The following is an 18823-nucleotide window of genomic DNA, read 5'->3' on the forward strand; positions in this document are numbered from 1 at the left end:
TAGCTCCTTAATAGGGCGTAATTAGCCAATCATTATCTTGGCTAGGGGTGAAAAGTGTAGGTTCGGCATTATTGATACGAGGGCCATACGGGCTACCCAATATGACATTATTTAGCACGCGATTGACTCCAGAGTGCGCGATAATTAAGGGCGTATCATAGTGTGTCAGCAACTGATTAATGGCATCAATAACCCTTGCTTGAAAGTCTGCCCAAGGCTCTCCATTGGGCGGTGTGACTTCATAAGGTGTTTGCTGTGCAATGGGCTGCTGCTCTAAATCTCCCCAATTTCTCTCATTGAGCCCCAGCAATACAATGGGCTCATATTGGGGCACGGCATGAAGCGCTGTTATTCGTGTGCGTTGCAGCCCACTAATCGCAACTACGCTCCACGTTTTGTCTAAACGAGCTTGCGCTGCTTTTGCTTGTTCAATGCCGCGTTCACTAAGAGGACTATCGGTAATACCTCCCATTAACCCGGCGGCGTTCAGCGGTGTTTCGCCGTGACGCATGAACACAAAAGGGCGGCGTATTATGGTCATGCGCAAATCCTTAGGTGTGTTTGTGTGATTAAGCTTGGCCCAATGCACGAGGCCCACTCTTGAATGTTATTAATGGGATGAAATAGTGGTAAGCATTGTGTGCATTGCAAGTGATCGACCATCCATTTCAAGTCTTGCTTTCTGGGGTGTACATTCCAGCGAAGTGAGTGAGCTTTACCTGCGCTAACGTCAAGCTTGGCTTTGCGGGGTAAGTATCCGGTGTAGATAACGGTTCTGTCTGGCTCTTCTGTTAGTAGGCGAGCTACTTCACCCCCTAAACCGTCAGGGTCACCACTGATGATAATATGGGCGTTAGGTTGGTATGAGGAGTGCGGCATAGCCTGCAAACTTGCTAACACTTCAGCTTTAAGACAACCATGAGGCAAAGCCAGCGCTTGTTCGGGAGTGAGGCAATCGGGCCCTAAACTCCAGTCATCTCGTCCTTGTTCCCACAACCAATTTGCTATTTCTAAGGCGCGCCCGGTAGGTGGTACGGGAAGTAAAACGGGTTCAGGCCTTTCGAGCAAACTCAGTAAAGCGTCTTTAGTGTGGGCTAATGGTTCGTCATATAAACCGTATGAGGCATCAATCAGTGCGAGTGCGGCTGGTGGCGGCGGGTCAAATGCGAATAAGCTAGACTCGAGAGAATAATCACCACTGTAGAAAATACCACCACCTATATCGGCATGTATCCAGATCCCCCCCAAAGAATGTCCTGCTTGCCCAACAGTAAATGGTATGCCCTCAATAGTGACATCCCCCTTGATAGGCAGTGTGTGCAAGGATAAATGGTTGGGCAATAAGGCTAAGACCGGGGCAGTCGCATACACGGGGACGGGATAATCTAGTTGCTCTAATCCGCGGGCATGATCAACGTGGTCATGGCTTATTATGATTGCGTCTAGTCCTTGCGGGAACGTCCAGCCCATTTCGTCACCAGATTGCAGGCCGCCACCTGCATCTAGCAAAATACGCTTTGATCCATACTCCAGTAAGATGGCTGCCGGTGCTTTTTTACCGTACCCACTCAACACTGATACTGTGGCGTGGGTGATATTAGGCATGATCGGGCTCCAGTGACCATCCCTCTTGAACGGTAGCGAAAAGCGTTTCACCCACGGCTAGCGGCGTATCATGGTAGGCAAGGAGCGTTTGGCCGCTGGGTAAAGAGAGCTCTACGTCAAAATGGCCGCCGCGATAAATGCATTGAGTTACCTTAGCTGAGATCCCCAGACTCGGATGCAGACAAACCGACTGCGGGCGAATGAGCACATCTACGCCTTGCGACGGGGTGTGCGGAAGAACCAACTGCTGGTGGATCAGTGATTGCTCAACTTTTCTTCCTGGTTGTACCTCGCCGCTAGGTTGCATTCTAATGACAGAACCACGTCCAATAAAATCGGCCAGCCATGCTGTTCTGGGTTGCTGATAAAGAGATTGCGGCGATGCCCACTGGATAAGTTGCCCATTTTTTAGCACCGCTATTTGATCAGCGAGCGACATAGCCTCCGATTGATCATGCGTTACGTAGACCATGGTAGCCCCAGTACGCTTATGAAAAGTACGAAATGTTTCTTCCATGGTGGCGCGTAAGTGACGATCCAAGTTTGCCAAAGGTTCATCCAGCAAGATGACTTCTGGCTCGGTCACTAAGCTACGTGCCAAAGCTACTCGTTGGCGTTGCCCTCCACTCAGTTCGGCGGGGGATCTATCCGCATAGGGTTCAAGTTGCACTATTGCTAACGCTTCTTGAATACGTTTTTGCTTAGTCGCTCGGTCTACTCGTTTAATAGTCAGCGGGTAGGCGATGTTTTCCATAACGCTCATGTGTGGCCAAAGCGCGTAGGATTGGAAAACCATCCCAAAATCGCGACTTTCTGGCGCTACATGCGTTGTTGCATTGGATAAGCAGCGGTCTCCATGAAATATGCTGCCGCTGCTCACCTTCTCGAAGCCAGCTAGCATGCGCAGTGTGGTGGATTTACCGCAACCGCTTGGGCCTAAAAGTGCAACAAAAGCCCCAGGCTCAATCGATAAATTTAAATCTGAAACTGCGTTTTGACCATTAAATGATTTGTTGATTTGATTAAGTGTTAGCAGTGCCAAGGGATAACTCCTTTGGGTAAGCGCGGGGCAAGTAGGCTGAGTAAGGCCATTAAGCTGGCTACCAATACAACGACAAGAACAGAAATGGCTGACGCTAAAATACTATCGCCACTTTCGTCCAAATTAAAAATGAGAACACCTAAGGTTTCGTTGCCAGCACTCCATAGCAGAGCAGATACTGTCAGCTCGTTCACGGCAATTAAAAACACCAGCAAGCCGCCAGCAAATACCGCAGGAGAAATGAGCGGGAGCACAATATTGATAAGCCGCTGAATAGGTGTAGCGCCAGCAATCTGAGCGGCTTCTTCTAACGCTGGATCTAATTGTGACAGCGCGCTCATTACGGGTTTTAAACACACACTTAAAAAACACGACAAGTAGGCTAAAAAAATGAGCGTCAACGTTCCATAAAGCGTTACGTTAATAATGGGGATGGGGCGAGAAAAAAGTAAAATAAATGCGATGGCCAGTACGATACCGGGTATAGCGTAAGGGACTTCAATTAAACTTGCGAGCACCGCTCGTGCTTTTAATGAAAGCCGCATTAATCGATAACCCAGTGGAAGCGTGATAATCATTAATAATAGGGCGGCTAAGGATGCGAGTAACAAGCTATTTGTAAAGGCCCTTGCTGTGGAGCCTTGGTTGTTCACCATTTCGTTATAAGCCGCAAAAGTGAAGGTATCGGCCGTCAACGGGACGCCTAGCGCCGGCACCACCGAGCTAATCACGAGCGCCACTAACGGCGCAATTAAAATTAGACACAGCACAGCACATAATAAAATTTGTGTAGGGATGCGCCATTTGCCCAAACGAAACGATGCAGGCTGGGCACTATGTCCTATGAGCGAATAACTACTGCGCTGTTGTATCCACTGTTGAAGTAGCATCCCTATTAATACTAAGAAGGCGATCAGCATCGATAAGCTGGCCACTTCACTGAGTACATCATTGCCAAAACCGGCCATCTGCTGATAAATCAGAGTGGGTAATACACTGTATCCGGCAGGAATACCTAGCATGGCCGGTATACCAAAATTGCCTAAAGCCGAGACAAAAGCGATAGCAGCACCAGCAAAGATAGCATTGCGTGAAAGGGGGACAATCATATCAATCCACAGCCGCCATTGAGACGCTCCGGATAATTGAGCCGCTTCGATCAGGTCTTTAGGTAGACAAATGAGCTGAGACCGCAGCGCTAAGAAAACCAAGGGAGCATGCTGAATACCTAATAACAGTGCGATCCCTTCAGCTGAATACATAGGCTGCGGGCTACCTAAAGCCGGAGCAATGCCTAATGTATTTAAAATAGGGCTGGCAGGGCCGAAGAGTTGGAGCCAACTTAAAGCGGTCACTTGAGGAGGGATCATCATGGGTAACATAAAGCAGAAGATCCATAACGCGCGATAACGGATATTAGTCAGAGTCAAAACAAAGGCAAAACCACTGCCCAGAACAACTGAAATAAGGGTTCCTAGACCGGACGTATACAAGCTGTTTTGTAAGGCAACCCAGGTACGCGGGTTTTGCAATATGCTCAGAAGAGGTGCGTCTAAGCCTCGATCCCAATGGCTTAACGCTTCGCTGAGTAAACGTAAGCAAGGTAATAAGCTAAGAGCAACCACCAAACCGAATAAGGTAATGGATAACCAGCGGAGCTGGTTATCCGAAGACGCCGTAAGCATTAGCACTTATCCACCAAAGATGTCGCTGAAGCGGCTTTTGTTTTCATCGGTCGATTTGAGTGTGCCAGCGGCATCAAAAGGTAATAATTTAATAGCGTCCCGTTGAGGAAAGCCGGCAGGCACTCCGGCATCTTCACGCGCGGGTAAGTAACCTTGTTCTAGGACTAAAGCTTGGCCATCCTTAGATAATAAAAAGTCCACAAAACGTTGCGCTGCTGCTTTATTCTTTGAACCTTCCATAATGGCAACTGGCTCAGTGACCATGCTGACGCCTTCTGTAGGGAAGGTGAATTCAATAGGTGAGCCTTTGGCTGCCTCACGGATAGCCAAAAAGTCCACGATCATGCCGTATGGTTTGCTGCCTGAAGTAACGGCTTTAAGGACACCGCCATTACCGCCTTGAGCCATCGCGCCGTTTGCTTGAAGTTGCTCATAATAGTTCCAGCCTAACTCTGGGGCATCCGTGAGTGTGGCAAGGTGTATCAATGCGGCACCTGAATACAGTGGGCTAGGCATAACGAGTTGGCCTTTATACTCAGGCTTGGTGAGATCAGCCCAGCTTTTTGGCGTTTCGGGAGCGCGCTTATGACGAACAATGCCTGTTGTGATGATCTTAGTGCCATAGTAATAGCCTTCGGGATGATAAAGACTATCCGCGTAAGCTTCACGGGCGGGGCTTTGATAAGCATATAAATAGTTATCAGCCGCGAGTGATTCCATGGTGACGCTATCAGCGATTAACAGCACGTCAGGTTTAACCACACCGCTAGCGAGTTCTGCGCGCAGTTTGGTCATCAACTTGGTCGTACCGTCACGTACCCATTCAACATCAATATCAGGATTAGCTTTTTCAAACGCATCAACCGTTTGCTGAGCATCTGTATTGGGCTGGCTTGTGTAGAGGGTTAATGTTTCTTGTGCGTTAGCGATTAAAGGAGAAACCGATAAAGCGGCACATAAAGCGAAAGCGTTTTTAAAAGTCATGGTTTTCATTCCTGTTTAAGAGCTTGTGAAATATTAACTTCACAAGTTGACAGTAAGATGACGAAAAACTTTCGTTTGATGGTATTTAGCTTTCGTTTGCTGTTTTTTGGGTTGGCAGGCGCTAAAAAGGAATGCTTTAACATGAGTAAACGCCATTATGAAATTGTCCAGTGGGTGAATCTGCATGGAAGGCAAACAATACAAAGCCTGGCTGATGAATTTAAAGTTTCGGTGCAAACTATACGGGCAGATATTCGCGCTTTAGCAGAGCAGGGGCTGGTGTTGCGTAGTCATGGCGAAGTCATACCGTTTCCGCATCGTGAAAACATTAGTTATGACCAACGTCAGATTCGTAATGTTTCGGGAAAACGACACATTGCTGAGTTATGCGCAGCAAAAATCACTGATTATCAATCTGTTTTTCTAGGCAGTGGCTCAACCGTTGCTGAAGTTTCACGCGCCTTGATGGAGCATAAAGGCTTGCAAATAATGACCTCTAACTTGCACGCCGCGCGGCATTTGTGTGCAAGCAGCGATTGTGAATTAACCATAGCGGGAGGACATGTTCGTAAGCGTGATCAGGATGTGATCGGTGGTGATGCCATGCGCTTTTTTCAACGCTACCGAGCCGAGGTGGGTGTCGTTTCGGTGGGTTCGGTTGATCGGCAAGGTCGGTTATATGATTACAATGATGATGAAGTCATGGCGCGTGAAGCGCTGATCAGCCATTGTGCTTATCGTATTTTGGTCATTGATAGCGCTAAATTTGATACAGAATCACGCTGCGTATGGGGGCAAATGAGTGATTATCATTGTGTTATTACCGATAAAGCTCCTGAAGCCGCTTTGCATAGCCGCCTTTTAGCCGCTGGTGTCGAGGTCGTTTACTTAAAACAAGGTTAGGCGCTTTGTACACCTAACCTTGTTGAAGCTTAATGCCTTAAAAAACTAGGCCACCTTTGGTTGACCATCTGAGGCGGTAGCTCCTCCGTCTATCGGTAAGTTAACACCGGTTAGGAAAGACGCATCATCGCTTGCCAGGAAAGCAACAACAGAAGCTACCTCATCGGGTTCGGCTGCACGCCCTAGTGCAATGCGCTCGTTAAATTTATCGCGGATGCTTTGGTCCCAGCCGTTCGTCATATTAGTTTTTACTAAGCTGGGGCACACTGCGTTGATGCGGACACCATCTAAACCGTGGTCGAGTGCCATTGCTCGGGTTAAGTTAACAACGGCACCTTTGGCTGCACAGTAAAATGCAGCGCCCCAGTCACCTCCAAGGCCAGAAACTGATGCGGTGTTAATGATGCAGCCTTTAGTTTTGATTAACTCTGGAAGTGCAAATTTGGCACAGTAAACAACGCCGTCGATATCGACTCCCGAGACTTTTTTCCAATCTTCTACTGTGGTTTCTAATACGGTTCCAGGGATATGAATACCAGCATTGTTCGCTAGAATATCCAGGCGGCCAAAACGATTAATGACCTCCGTAATCATCGTTTCAACCTGAACGGGGTCAGAGACATCAATAACCATTGACATGACTCGATCTGCATCAAATTCTTTAACCGTTTGTTCAAGCTGTTCGCCGCTCCAATCGATAAGGGCGATATTTGCACCTTCGGCATAGAGACGACGGGTAATGGCCGCACCGATACCGTTAGCGGCGCCCGTTACCAATGCGATTTTACCTTGAATACCTTTCATTGTTTGCTCCTAAGGTCCGAGACCTTGTTTACGTTGAGTAGCGCACATCAACGAAAGCCAGTGGTGTTCGATTTTGGGCTTAACATGTACTTCTGATGTGCTCCAAAAATGACAAAAATGACAAAAATGACAAAAAGGGCAGCGGTTTCCGCTGCCAAGGTGCCACTGGGACTAGCTAAGGTGGTGAACTTCTTGTAACCCGTATACCGGTGTCTTGATACCTTCCATACGTGCTTTTAATTGCAAGGATAGATACTGAGAGTAATGGCGAGATTGATGTAAATTTCCGCCATGGAACCACAACGCCTCTTGTTGTGTTGGCTTCCACATATTGCGTAACTCGCCTTCCCAAGGGCCAGGGTCTTTAGCCGTATCGGAGCCTAAGCCCCAGCATTTACCCACTTTGTCGGCCACTTCTTGAGAGATGATTTTAGCGGCCCAACCATTCATCGAGCCAAAGCCTGTGGCGTACACGATTAAATCGGCTTCTAGCTCGGTGCCGTCGGTCAGCACAACCGACTTAGGCTTTATTTCGGCGATCGAAACCCCAGATTTGAGTTTGATCTCTCCTTCTGCAACTAAGTCGGACGCCCCTACATCAATGTAATAGCCCGAGCCACGGCGTAGGTACTTCATGAACAGCCCCGAGCCATCTTCACCAAAGTCGAGTAGGAACCCGGCGTCTTCGAGGCGTTGGTAAAATTCAGCATCCTGTTTTGCAACAGCTTCATAAGCTGGAATATGAAACTGCGGCATAATTTGGAAGGGTACAGAGGCAAAGGTGAGGTCTGCTTTGTAAGTGGTCATGCCATTTTCGACCGCTTCTTCGGAATATAACCCACCTAACACGAGCTCCATTAGGGAATCGGACTTGATGATGTGTGTGGATGAACGCTGAATCATGGTGACATCAGCATCGTTTTCCCAAAGAGCGCAGCAAATATCGTGTGCCGAGTTATTGCCACCCAATACAACACATTTTTTGCCTTTATAGGCTTCTCCTCCTGGGTGTTTGCTAGAGTGATGTTGCTCTCCTTCAAAGGTATCCATGCCAGGAATGTCTGGTATATTCGGGATGCCTGACATTCCTGTTGCCAGTACTAGTTGCTTCGGGTGTAGCGTGAGTTTTTCACCGTCACGATCAACCTCTACTGTCCATTCTTGCTTGTCCTCATCGTATTTTGCATGCGTGCAACGTGTAGAACCCCAGTAATTAATCTCCATTACCTTGGTGTACATTTCTAGCCAGTCGCCAACTTTATCTTTAGGTGTGAAGACCGGCCAGTTTTCAGGAAATGGGATATATGGCATGTGGTCATACCAGATAGGATCATGCAGCGAGAGTGATTTATAACGGTTGCGCCATGTATCACCGGGTTTGGGGAGCGCGTCGATAACAATAGTGGGCACTTCTAATTGACGAAGGCGTGCACCTAAGCCGATCCCTCCTTGGCCGCCACCTATAATTAAGCAATAGGGTTGTTCGGTGTAGCCCAAATTTGCTTCTTCGTGTTGACGTTTTTCTAGCCAAGTTTGGCGGTTTTTATTAGCGCCGTGCTCTGCGCCTTTAGGACGTAGCTTGTTGCGTTTTTCTGGGAAGTCTTTTAGCTCAGTCATGGTCGTGAGAAAGGTCCATGCTAGCCCGTCACGTAATCGTAAATAAGCGCGGCCACGAGCAACTGATGTTTCAAATGTAATCCAAGCCTCTATAACACCATCGGTTTCAGTCGCGTCTTCTTCGACTTGCCAGTTGCTTGGCGCCGCATCTTTCATGGTTGCGGCAATCATATCGCTGATGGCTTCTCTACCTTCGAGTGTTTTTATATTCCATGTGAAAGCGATTAAGTCGCGCCAATAGCCGTTTTCCTCGAATAAGTTAACGGCATCGGTTGGCGTATCTGAGCTGAGTGTGGCCGCTAAACCCTCCAGCCAAGCAACGGCGGCTAGTGTGGGTTTATGAGTCGCGGTTAAGGTTGAATGCGTCATAAGTATCTCCAGTGCAGATTATTTTTTTTGTTACTGCGTTAACACCAACGTCTTCCTTACAGGTGAGTTCTACCTGGTACTGCGTTGATAAAGGAGATAGAGCAGCATGCATGCCAGTATGGCCCGCAAACGCTGTTTATTTTATAAGTGGCTGATTTTATGTAAGAAAATATAAAGGCGAGAGTGGATGTTATTTAAGTGGGTACGGACTTCTGCATTACACCTGTAACACCGTCATTTTACACCTGTAACGTGAAAAGCAGGCACCTGTTACAGCTGTAAACCTTGCGCAAGAGGAGGTAAAGCAACACGTTGGTTGATAATCGATGATATGAGCGACCAAAAAAGTAACCTAAATAGCACCTCAGAAAGAAGTATAGAAAGCGGCCCTTTTCAGGGGTAGACTCGAAATAACCGTGAAATAAAAATAACAGCCACGGATAAAGGATTACGCATGAATAACGCAAGTCAGCGTCGTCATATCGATACGGTACTTAGTTATGGTGGGTATCAGGCGGCGAACAAAAGCTATTCTCCAACGCATGAGTTGATTGGTCGCTCGTGGCAGCGATGCTTAAGTGAGTACGGGTTAGATCCCAGCAGGCCGCGTCCTGCACGCATAGTCACGCATCAAACATTGCGTGAGCACCAAGACTCCGTGGATGAGTTTTTAAATGTTGCACGTGCAGGCGTTGAGCAGCTGTATTCGCAAATAGCCAGTCTAGGCTATGTGCTGTTACTGAGTGACCACCGTGGGATTATGGTGCAGTTTTTGGGTGACAAGCATGACGACCGGTTGCATAAAGCTGGTTTGTATCTAGGCGCTGATTGGAGCGAGCAATACGCAGGGACATCGGCTGTTGGCACCTGTATAAAAGAAGGGCAAGCATTAACGTGTCACCGAGTCGATCACTTCGATAGCTCGCACATTAGCCTTACCTGCACGGCCGCACCGATAAAAGATCCATCGGGACAATTGCTCGCTGTGCTGGATATTTCATCATTGCACTCCTCACGCACCCCCGAAAGCCAAAATTTTGCATTACACCTAATTCAGTTGCACGCTCGCCTAATTGAAGATGCGTATTTCTTGCGGCGTTATCGCCATAGCTTGGTTTTTAAATGTGATCAGTCACGTGAGCTTGTCCAAGTTAATGGGCAGCTGCTGTTTGCGCTCGACGAGCAAGGGGTTATTCTCGCAGCCAACACGGCGGGACGTGCTTTGTTAACCCAATATCAGCCCATTTCAAAAGAAGCGATTACATTACCGGATTTATTGGAATGCCAGTGGCGAGACATATTGTCTATCACGTACGAAAGCAAAGACGGAGTGCGGGCGTTTCGTGTAGCCGGCACTCAACAAATGCTATACGGCGTTTTGATAGAACCAAGGAAAAAATCATCCAGCCAATTAGATGTGTCGCAAGTCATTAGCTCTCAAGAGGAGTCTGTATCAGCGCTAGATAGGCTGTGCGCCGATGACCCCGCGATGCGCCAGACGATTAGTTTGGCTAAACGATTAAGACATCGCGATGTTAGTTTGCTCATTTTGGGTGAAACAGGTACGGGTAAAGAAGTACTGGCAAAAGCCATACATGGCACAAGCCATCGAGCCGATAGTCCCTTTATGGCTGTCAATTGTGCTGCCATTCCCGAATCGTTAATCGAAAGTGAGCTTTTTGGGTATGCCCCAGGAACCTTTACAGGTGGACGGGCAAAAGGTGCAAAAGGTCTCATCCAAGAAGCCAATGGCGGCACACTCTTTTTGGATGAAATAGGCGATATGCCGCTGCACCTGCAAAGCCGTTTGTTGCGGGTGTTGGCGGAAGGGCAGGTATTACCGCTGGGGGCGTCGCAGCCGGTTGATATTGATATTCGCGTATTGGCGGCTACGCACTGTAATCTCACTCAGCTCATTGCTGATGGGCAATTCAGAGAAGATTTGTACTACCGCTTGAATGGCGCAACATTAAAATTACCTACTTTAAAAGCACGCGCTGATAAGCAGTACCTTATTAAGTTGCTGTTAGAGCGCATCAACCCTGCTGTTAGGCTGCGCGCTGATGCCATGAGTGCGCTGCTGGCTTATTCATGGCCAGGTAATATCAGACAGTTAGTTAATACGCTTACTTTTGCTGAAGCCGTATGTGAAACAGGGGAGATAACTGTTCATCATCTACCGGATGAATGCACTCAGCATCGATCACGCTCTGCTATTATACCGTTATCTTCAGTTGGGCAAGTGATTCATACTAATCCGGAGCAGTCTGCTGTTATCAATAGTCATTGTCAGCTTGAGAGCGCCGCCGTGCAGCAGAACGATTTATTGGCTTTGCTGCGTCACCACCGCTGGAATATTTCAGCAGTGGCGAAACAGTTAGGCGTTTCACGACCGACGGTTTACAGACGCATGAAAAAGCTGGAGATTTGTTTACCAAAAGATGTGTAATTTTTGCTCATCAACTTTGTTACAAAACGGCTTGTGGGTTAGGTGTACTTATTCAGCAATTTCCAGCGCTTCTCGTAGCGCCTTTTCCATTACCTCAATATTTGGCTTAATGCCGGTCCAATATTCAAATGCAATAGCCCCTTGTTGAACGAGCATCCCAATGCCGGGAACAGTTTTGCAGCCGTTAGCGTTGGCAGATTGGATGAGCTGGGTTTGGGGAGGGTTAAAGATGCCATCGGCAACGACCATATTAGATGTGATGCTGGTGGTATCGATATCAAGGGTAGCGTCAACGTCGGGGTATAAGCCAATAGAGGTTGCATTGATCACCAAGTGAGTAGTGCTTGGTATTGAGTAAGTATTTTCCCAAGCAACAGGGCTTGCCGCAGCTGATGTGTGTTGTTCGATTAAGTCGCACAGGCCTTGCGCTTTTTCGATGCTACGGTTAACGATAGTGAGTTGCTTGGCGCCTGCCAATGCAAGTTCTACCGCCACAGCACGGGCTGCACCGCCGGCACCAAATAGCACTATGTGTTTATCAGCGGGGTCGATGGTGTCTTTAATAGACTCAACAAAACCACGGCCGTCTGTGTTTTCGCCAATGAGCTTTCCATTATTGTTAATCACTGTATTTACAGCGCCAATGATCTTAGCGGACTGCCCTAAACCATCAAGGTGCTCAATGATATTTATCTTATGCGGTATCGAGCAGTTAAATCCGCGCCACTGCATAGCTTTAGCGCCTGCAGCGGCTTCTTTTAGTGAGGCGGGTGCTACTTCACAATTGATGTATCGCCAGTTAAGTTGGTGATGTTTGAAGGCAGCCTCCATTACAACACCGGTTGGGTTTTCCATGGCGGGTTGGGCAAAAGATCCGGTTAAGGTACTAAGAAAGTTCTGGCTCATCATTATGCCTCGCGTCCGTTTTAACTGTTTGCTACTTAATTCCTTAGCTTGATGCTAGCACGGTAGAATTCACTAATTATTTCAATTATGAACATAGAGTAGATAGCAATAAAAAACGGAATTGGCTCAAAATTAAGGGGTAAAAGTCGCTAAAGCCCTTGATTCTGGCGCAAAAAGGTATGCTCAAACTGTCGAATATTTTGCTGGATATACTCGATAAAAGCGCGCATTGCTGGGGTTGGGTGTTTAGCTTGCGGGTAGACTACGCACCATGAGCGTTTAAGTGGGAAGTCGGGTAAGTCGATGATGTGCATTAGCCCTAATTTAAGCTCGGGCAATATGCTTACTTTAGGTAAAACAGCGACGCCTAAACCCGCTATAACGGCATGTTTGAGTGCATCGTTAGAGCCTAACTCCATGTAGTTAGTAATGTGAAGATGGTGATTTCGGCAGTGTGTTTCTAATGCCAAGCGGCTGCCTGAACCGCTTTCGCGTATTAATAATTGGCTATCTAAAAACTCCTGTGTTGAAAAAGCGGGGGTCGATAAGAAAGGGTGGTCTGTAGGAACGACGGGTACCAACTCATTATCTAAAAAGGGAAGGGATGTATACGGGCGCTCGCTGGGTACCATCCCCATGATGACGAGGTCGTCACTGTTGTCTTCTAATCGCTGGATAGCGGCGGCGCGATTTACAACGCGCACGGATACTTTGACTTGTGGGTAAAGGTTTAAAAAAGCGCGCAGTAAATAGGGTACAACATATTGCGCAGTATTGACGGCTACTAATCTTAGCTCACCTGCGACTACGCCTTCTAATTCGGCCAAGTCACTTTGTAGTTTGCCTATCTCAGTAAAAATTAGACTAGTACTTTTGGCTAAGGCTTCGCCTGCAGCGGTGCAAAATAAACGGCGTCCAATGTATTCAAAAACGGGCATGCCAATGGCCTCTTCGAGTTGGCGTATTTGGCTGCTTACAGCGGGTTGCGTGAGGCCTAATTCATTGCCGGCTTTACTGTAACTTTTCAGTAAATACACCGCATGGAAGATATGTAGCTGGCGAAAGGTTAATCGGCTGGCTAGCTTGGGGATTGTGATAGGCGATGTTAAAGGCATGGGATTAATTCTTATGGTTAAAATTCTATCTATAACTAATACCTTATAGATAAGCTAAGAAAAATCAATTTTAGCTTTGGTATGGTTGTGAATTAGTGTGGTGGCTGAACCTTCATAGAGGAACGGTCATGTTAAAAAAAGTACTCATTGCCAATCGAGGAGAGATTGCAGTCCGTATTATTCGGGCATGCGCAGAAATGCGTATCCGGTCTGTTGCTATTTATACCGAGCCGGATCGTTATGCATTGCATGTTAAACGAGCGGATGAGTCTTATTCGTTAGGTGAAGATCCATTAGCGGGTTATCTCGATCCGTTGCGTATTGTTAATCTAGCCATCGAAACAGGGTGTGATGCGATCCATCCGGGTTACGGCTTCCTTTCTGAAAACCAAGAGTTTGCAAGGCTGTGTGAAGAAAAAGGAATCACCTTTGTCGGGCCCGCGTCGTCAGTTATTCACCGTATGGGAGACAAAACCCAAGCCAGAGATAGTATGCGTGCTGCAGGAGTGCCTATTACGCCGGGCTCTGAAGGGAATTTGGCAAATATTGACGAGGCGTTATCGCTGGCGAATGAAATAGGTTATCCCGTTATGGTGAAAGCCACATCGGGCGGCGGTGGTCGTGGTATTCGTCGGTGTGACACGCCCGAGGAGCTTAAAACCCAATACCCGCGTGTTATCTCTGAAGCCACTAAAGCGTTTGGCTCAGCCGAAGTCTTCATGGAGAAGTGCATCGTTAACCCGCGCCACATCGAAGTACAAATATTGGCAGATAGCCAGGGTAATGTGGTGCATTTATTCGAGCGGGATTGTTCTATACAGCGCCGTAACCAAAAATTGATCGAAATTGCTCCCAGCCCGCAAATAACGCCGGAGCAACGCCAGTACATTGGTAATCTCGCGGTAAAGGCGGCACAAGCCGTTGGTTATGAGAATGCTGGAACCGTGGAGTTTTTGCTGACCGGTAACGAAGTCTACTTCATGGAAATGAATACCCGTGTGCAAGTTGAACATACGATTACCGAGCAAATAACCGGTGTTGATATTGTGCGTGAACAGTTGCGTATAGCTGCAGGTTTGCCGTTGAGTTATCGACAAGATGATATTCAGTTGCGCGGGTTTGCGTTGCAGTTTCGTATCAACGCCGAAGATCCTAAAAATGACTTCTTACCTAGCTTTGGCCGCATTAGCCATTATTACGCACCAGGAGGCCCGGGGGTTCGTGTCGATACCGCTATTTACACGGGATACGAGATTCCACCGTATTACGATTCCATGTGCTTGAAGCTGGTGGTTTGGGCACTGACGTGGGAAGAGGTGATCGCTCGGGGACAACGCGCATTAGATGATATGCGTTTGCATGGTATTAAAACGACCGCTTCGTATTATCAGCAAATCTTGAATCACCCTGACTTTATCGGGGCGGAATTTGATACCAGCTTTGTTCCGACACACCCTGAATTATTAAATTATTCTGAAAAAAGACACCCAAGCGAAGTTGCTTTGGCAATAGCGGCGGCTATTGCAGCACATGCGGGCTGGTAAAACACAGAAGGAATCTACTATGGAACACGTTACTTACGAGCAGCAGCCAAAACGTATTGAAGTTACTGATGTTGTTTTACGCGATGCGCATCAATCATTAATTGCTACGCGCATGCGCACAGAAGACATGTTGCCTATCTGCGAAAAGTTAGATCAAGTTGGTTATTGGTCATTGGAAGTGTGGGGCGGTGCAACATTTGATGCCTGTGTTCGGTTTCTAAAAGAGGACCCTTGGGAGCGTCTACGCCAGTTGCGTAAAGCGTTGCCTAATACACGCCTACAAATGTTACTGCGAGGACAAAACCTATTAGGTTACCGCCACTATGCTGATGACGTGGTCGATGCGTTTGTGCAAAAAGCAGCTGACAATGGGATTGATGTTTTTCGTGTGTTTGATGCACTCAACGATCTGCGAAATATTGAGCAAGCCATGAAGGCGGTAAAAAAAGCTGGAAAGCATGCGCAAGGTGTTATCTGTTACACAACCAGCCCTGTGCATACCCCCGTATTATTTGTTGAGCAAGCCAAGGCGATGCAGGCGATGGGTGCGGATTCGATCGCAATCAAAGATATGGCGGGTTTGCTAACACCATTTGCCACCTATGATTTAGTGAAAGCGATTAAAGCAGCAGTGGATTTACCGTTAGTGATCCATAGCCATTCTACGTCTGGTTTGGCGCCCTTGTGTCAAATGAAGGCGATTGAAGCCGGAGCAGATCGCATTGATACGGCTATTTCATCGTTTGCATCGGGGACTAGTCATCCTGCAACAGAATCACAAGTTGCCGCACTCAAGGATAGCCCTTTTGATACGGGATTAGATTTGGGGTTGTTATCCGAGATCGCCGATTACTTTCGTGAAGTGCGTAAAAAGTACCACCAGTTTGAGAGTGAGTTTACGCGCGAAGATGTATCGGTACAGATCAACCAAGTACCGGGTGGCATGATGTCGAATTTAGCGAACCAACTCAAAGAGCAAAATGCACTGGATCGTATTCGCGATGTCTTTGATGAAATTCCTCGTGTGCGTGAGGACCTTGGCTTCCCACCGTTAGTGACACCTACCTCTCAAATTGTTGGTACGCAAGCGGTATACAACGTATTGGCAGGTCAGCGTTACAAAACAATTACCAACGAAGTTAAACGCTACTTGCAAGGCGGCTACGGCCAAGCTCCTGCTGCTGTGAATACGCAAGTGCTTAAAAAAGCAATCGGGAATGAGCCTGTTAATGAAGGTCGGCCAGCTGATTTATTATCACCTGAACTTAACAAGCTACGTGAAGAGATTGGTTCGCTAGCGTTAAGTGAAGAAGATGTGCTGACCTTTGCCATGTTTCCTGATCTTGGGCGTGAGTTTTTACAGCAGCGCGCGGAGGGATCCTTGACACCAGAAGCTCTGTTACCGGCTGATCAAAAAACGAAATCTCGCATGTCTGAGGCTACGGCAACTGAGTTTCGTATTGATGTACACGGCGAGTCCTACGAGGTAGCGATAACGGGTGTAGGTGATTCTGGGGCCGGTAAACGCAAAATTTACCTCTCATTGGATGGTATGCCGGAAGAAGTGACATTTGAATCGCTCAATGAGTATGTTGCTGAAGCATCTAGTGGCCGTAAACGCGCTACCCAACCTGGGCACGTAACAGCGACAATGCCAGGTAATATCGTCGATGTGCTGGTGGAAGAAGGGCAAGTCGTTAAAGCCGGTCAAGCGGTTTTAATTACTGAGGCGATGAAAATGGAAACCGAGATTCATGCTAATTTAGCCGGTACGGTAGCTGCTGTCTATGTGGTGAAAGGGGATCGAGTCACTCCAGGGGAAGTTTTAGTCGAAATTGTTAACTAACGGTAGTTTTAATAGTGTAAATCAGCTTGCGTATGTGCTGATTATACTTGACCAAGGCCGTTTTTATAAGGAATTGTAATAAGCTGCTTTGGAACACGATAGCCTATTGGTATCATACTAAAGATTAATCAGTCTGATAATCTATCAGCTAACCTACAAATTGATGAGAGTGAGTAAATGGATCAAATTATTCGTGGCGTTTTGCATTTCCATGAACACATTTACCCAGAGCGAAAGGACCTGTTTGGAACTTTGGCCGATGGCCAAAGCCCAGACGTGTTGTTTATTACTTGTTCTGATTCGCGTATCGACCCTAACTTGCTAACCGGCTCGGATCCAGGTGATTTATTTATCTGCCGAAATGCAGGAAATATTATTCCGCCGCACAGTAATGAGACTGGGGGAATGACGGCCTCTATAGAATACGCAGTGGCTGTTTTAGGTGTGCGTCATATTATCGTCTGCGGCCATACTGATTGCGGTGCTATAAAAGGTGCACTGGATATGGATGCGCTGAAAGGTTTGCCCCACGTTAAGGAGTGGTTGGGACATTGTCGTTCGGCAATGGAGATCGTGCGAGAGCGCAATGATATTCCAGGTGATTGCAGTTTGGATCATAAATACCTTAATGAAGCGATTGCTGAGAATGTATTGCAGCAAGTGCAACATTTGCGTACGCATCCAGCTGTGGCGGCCAAATTAGCGAACGCTAAAATCGAAATTCATGGATGGATTTACGATATTAAAACTGGACGCATCCGTTGTTGCAGCCATCAACAAGACACCTTCTCTGATTTTTCTGATCAATACGCTGACATCATTGATCGTATTAATAACGAGCAAGACAGTTAACATCAACAGGTAGTGTGTCCTCTAATGCAGCAACTAAACGTATCTTAGTTGCTGCTTTTGTTTTTCTGATCGTTCGTTTGCATAAACTCACCTACCTACTGAGTGCTAATACGTGCCTCAATCTTAAGCGTGCAATGAGACTAAAACAGGGCATGCGCGTATCTCATAAATGGGTCGGCTATAGTCAAAGCCGTGTTTTTCAATTGGGGATTTGTTTTGTCTACCATGGCTCGTACATTTTTTCGAAACGGCCCTGATTATCGGGAGGGGCGTTCTGTCTCTTTTGCAGACATACGAAATTGTTTTGATTTTAAATCTATCAAAATTGGAAAATGGGTAAGCGTTGCAGAGCAAGAGAATGCTGCGGGCTTGTTTTATGATGCCTTGGCCGATCTCATGTTGATTCTTGAGGCGCCAGAAACCCTTATTTCACTGCGCGGCACGCTATCTTTAATGTATGGTACGGGTGGTCGGCCGGGCGTTGCGGCACATTATGATGCTGCAAACCGAAGTTTTGCGCTTGCTAAAAATGCAGGGCCGGGCAGTATTGCACATGAATGGTTTCACGCATTAGATCACTACTTAGTCGATAAGGCATTTGCAGATGCCCCCACCTCGATGTTTGCTTCCAACGCATGGCTAAGTGACGCTACGCCGGTTGCACATCCATTAAATGATTATCTAATCGCTTGTTTTAAGGCCATTTTGTTAGACGAGCAGGGCGATGGCCCTAGCGATCTTTTTGTAGCCTCGGCGTCTATGGATAAACAACTTGGGCAATTATATTACAGCCAGCCGGAAGAGCTCTGCGCGCGTGCATTTGAAGCCTATGTTCAAGACGCTAATGTTACCAATCATTTTCTTGTTAAAGGGACTAAACAGTCACCTGAAGCAAAAGCCGGTTTATACCCAGCTGCCGAGCAGCGTATTCGTATCAATCAGGCTTTCTATCAGTACTTTTCCGTTTTAGGCACACTATTGATGCGCCATTAATCGTAAGTTCGAATAACCAGAGGTAGGATCTTTTATAGTCTGTTAATGTTTATCAATAACTATTTTTATACTATATTTATAAAACTTCCTCATGGTTAGCATGCATGGA

The 18823-nt window shown here is 47.1% G+C and carries 15 protein-coding genes; 6 read left to right on the top strand and 9 right to left on the bottom strand.

Features of this window, described 5'->3' with window-relative positions; translation table 11 throughout:
* Positions 1-7: 7 nt before the first annotated feature.
* Genes BS617_RS04295 through BS617_RS04315 form a run of 5 tightly spaced genes read right to left on the bottom strand, consistent with a single transcriptional unit; the run spans position 8 to position 5316 of the window.
* Positions 8-541, bottom strand: a complete 534-nt coding sequence (locus tag BS617_RS04295; protein ID WP_075171664.1) for a histidine phosphatase family protein — start codon at positions 539-541, stop codon at positions 8-10.
* A complete protein-coding gene (locus tag BS617_RS04300; RefSeq protein ID WP_075171665.1) occupies positions 538-1605 on the bottom strand; it encodes an MBL fold metallo-hydrolase in 1068 nt (355 codons plus the stop codon). Before BS617_RS04300 ends, BS617_RS04295 begins: the two co-directional genes overlap by 4 nt.
* Positions 1598-2647, bottom strand: a complete 1050-nt coding sequence (locus BS617_RS04305; protein ID WP_075171666.1) for an ABC transporter ATP-binding protein — start codon at positions 2645-2647, stop codon at positions 1598-1600. Before BS617_RS04305 ends, BS617_RS04300 begins: the two co-directional genes overlap by 8 nt.
* A complete protein-coding gene (locus tag BS617_RS04310; RefSeq protein ID WP_075171667.1) occupies positions 2635-4332 on the bottom strand; it encodes an ABC transporter permease in 1698 nt (565 codons plus the stop codon). Before BS617_RS04310 ends, BS617_RS04305 begins: the two co-directional genes overlap by 13 nt.
* A gap of 6 nt (positions 4333-4338) precedes the next feature.
* Entirely contained in the window at positions 4339-5316 is a 978-nt protein-coding gene (locus tag BS617_RS04315; protein ID WP_075171668.1) for an ABC transporter substrate-binding protein, read from the bottom strand.
* Between the two features lie 141 nt (positions 5317-5457).
* Here BS617_RS04315 and BS617_RS04320 point away from each other — a divergent pair, with 141 nt between their 5' ends.
* Positions 5458-6219 carry a DeoR/GlpR family DNA-binding transcription regulator gene (locus BS617_RS04320; RefSeq protein ID WP_075173424.1) on the top strand — a complete coding sequence of 254 codons (762 nt, stop codon included), beginning with the start codon at positions 5458-5460 and terminating at the stop codon, positions 6217-6219.
* 45 nt (positions 6220-6264) lie between these two features.
* Here BS617_RS04320 and budC read toward each other — a convergent pair whose 3' ends face one another.
* Positions 6265-7023 carry a meso-2,3-butanediol dehydrogenase gene (budC, locus tag BS617_RS04325; protein ID WP_075171669.1) on the bottom strand — a complete coding sequence of 253 codons (759 nt, stop codon included), beginning with the start codon at positions 7021-7023 and terminating at the stop codon, positions 6265-6267.
* 171 nt (positions 7024-7194) lie between these two features.
* Complete coding sequence (locus BS617_RS04330) at positions 7195-9009, bottom strand: NAD(P)-binding domain-containing protein (RefSeq protein ID WP_083609924.1); 1815 nt, start codon at positions 9007-9009, stop codon at positions 7195-7197.
* Between the two features lie 454 nt (positions 9010-9463).
* On the opposite strand from BS617_RS04330, the gene BS617_RS04335 reads away from it, so the two are divergent.
* Positions 9464-11458 (top strand): sigma-54-dependent Fis family transcriptional regulator, encoded by a 1995-nt coding sequence (locus BS617_RS04335; RefSeq protein WP_075171670.1) that lies wholly within the window; start codon positions 9464-9466, stop codon positions 11456-11458.
* 48 nt (positions 11459-11506) lie between these two features.
* Here BS617_RS04335 and aroE read toward each other — a convergent pair whose 3' ends face one another.
* On the bottom strand, positions 11507-12367 hold the full coding sequence (gene aroE / locus BS617_RS04340; RefSeq protein WP_249263572.1) for a shikimate dehydrogenase: 861 nt from the start codon (positions 12365-12367) through the stop codon (positions 11507-11509).
* Positions 12368-12513: 146 nt separating this feature from the next.
* Positions 12514-13479 (bottom strand): LysR family transcriptional regulator, encoded by a 966-nt coding sequence (locus BS617_RS04345; RefSeq protein WP_075171672.1) that lies wholly within the window; start codon positions 13477-13479, stop codon positions 12514-12516.
* Positions 13480-13607: 128 nt separating this feature from the next.
* Between BS617_RS04345 and BS617_RS04350 the strand changes: the two genes are divergently transcribed.
* The 4 genes from BS617_RS04350 to BS617_RS04365 all read left to right on the top strand — a co-directional run bounded on the left by BS617_RS04350 (position 13608) and on the right by BS617_RS04365 (position 18714).
* Positions 13608-15023 carry an acetyl-CoA carboxylase biotin carboxylase subunit gene (locus tag BS617_RS04350; RefSeq protein WP_075171673.1) on the top strand — a complete coding sequence of 472 codons (1416 nt, stop codon included), beginning with the start codon at positions 13608-13610 and terminating at the stop codon, positions 15021-15023.
* A gap of 19 nt (positions 15024-15042) precedes the next feature.
* Complete coding sequence (oadA, locus tag BS617_RS04355) at positions 15043-16869, top strand: sodium-extruding oxaloacetate decarboxylase subunit alpha (protein ID WP_075171674.1); 1827 nt, start codon at positions 15043-15045, stop codon at positions 16867-16869.
* Between the two features lie 177 nt (positions 16870-17046).
* Positions 17047-17721, top strand: coding sequence for a carbonic anhydrase (locus BS617_RS04360; protein ID WP_075171675.1), 675 nt, complete (start codon positions 17047-17049; stop codon positions 17719-17721).
* Positions 17722-17946: 225 nt separating this feature from the next.
* Positions 17947-18714, top strand: a complete 768-nt coding sequence (locus BS617_RS04365) for a CLCA_X family protein (RefSeq protein ID WP_170870318.1) — start codon at positions 17947-17949, stop codon at positions 18712-18714.
* Positions 18715-18823 lie beyond the last annotated feature (109 nt).

The sequence above is a fragment of the Neptunomonas phycophila genome (assembly GCF_001922575.1).
GTDB lineage: Bacteria > Pseudomonadota > Gammaproteobacteria > Pseudomonadales > Balneatricaceae > Neptunomonas > Neptunomonas phycophila.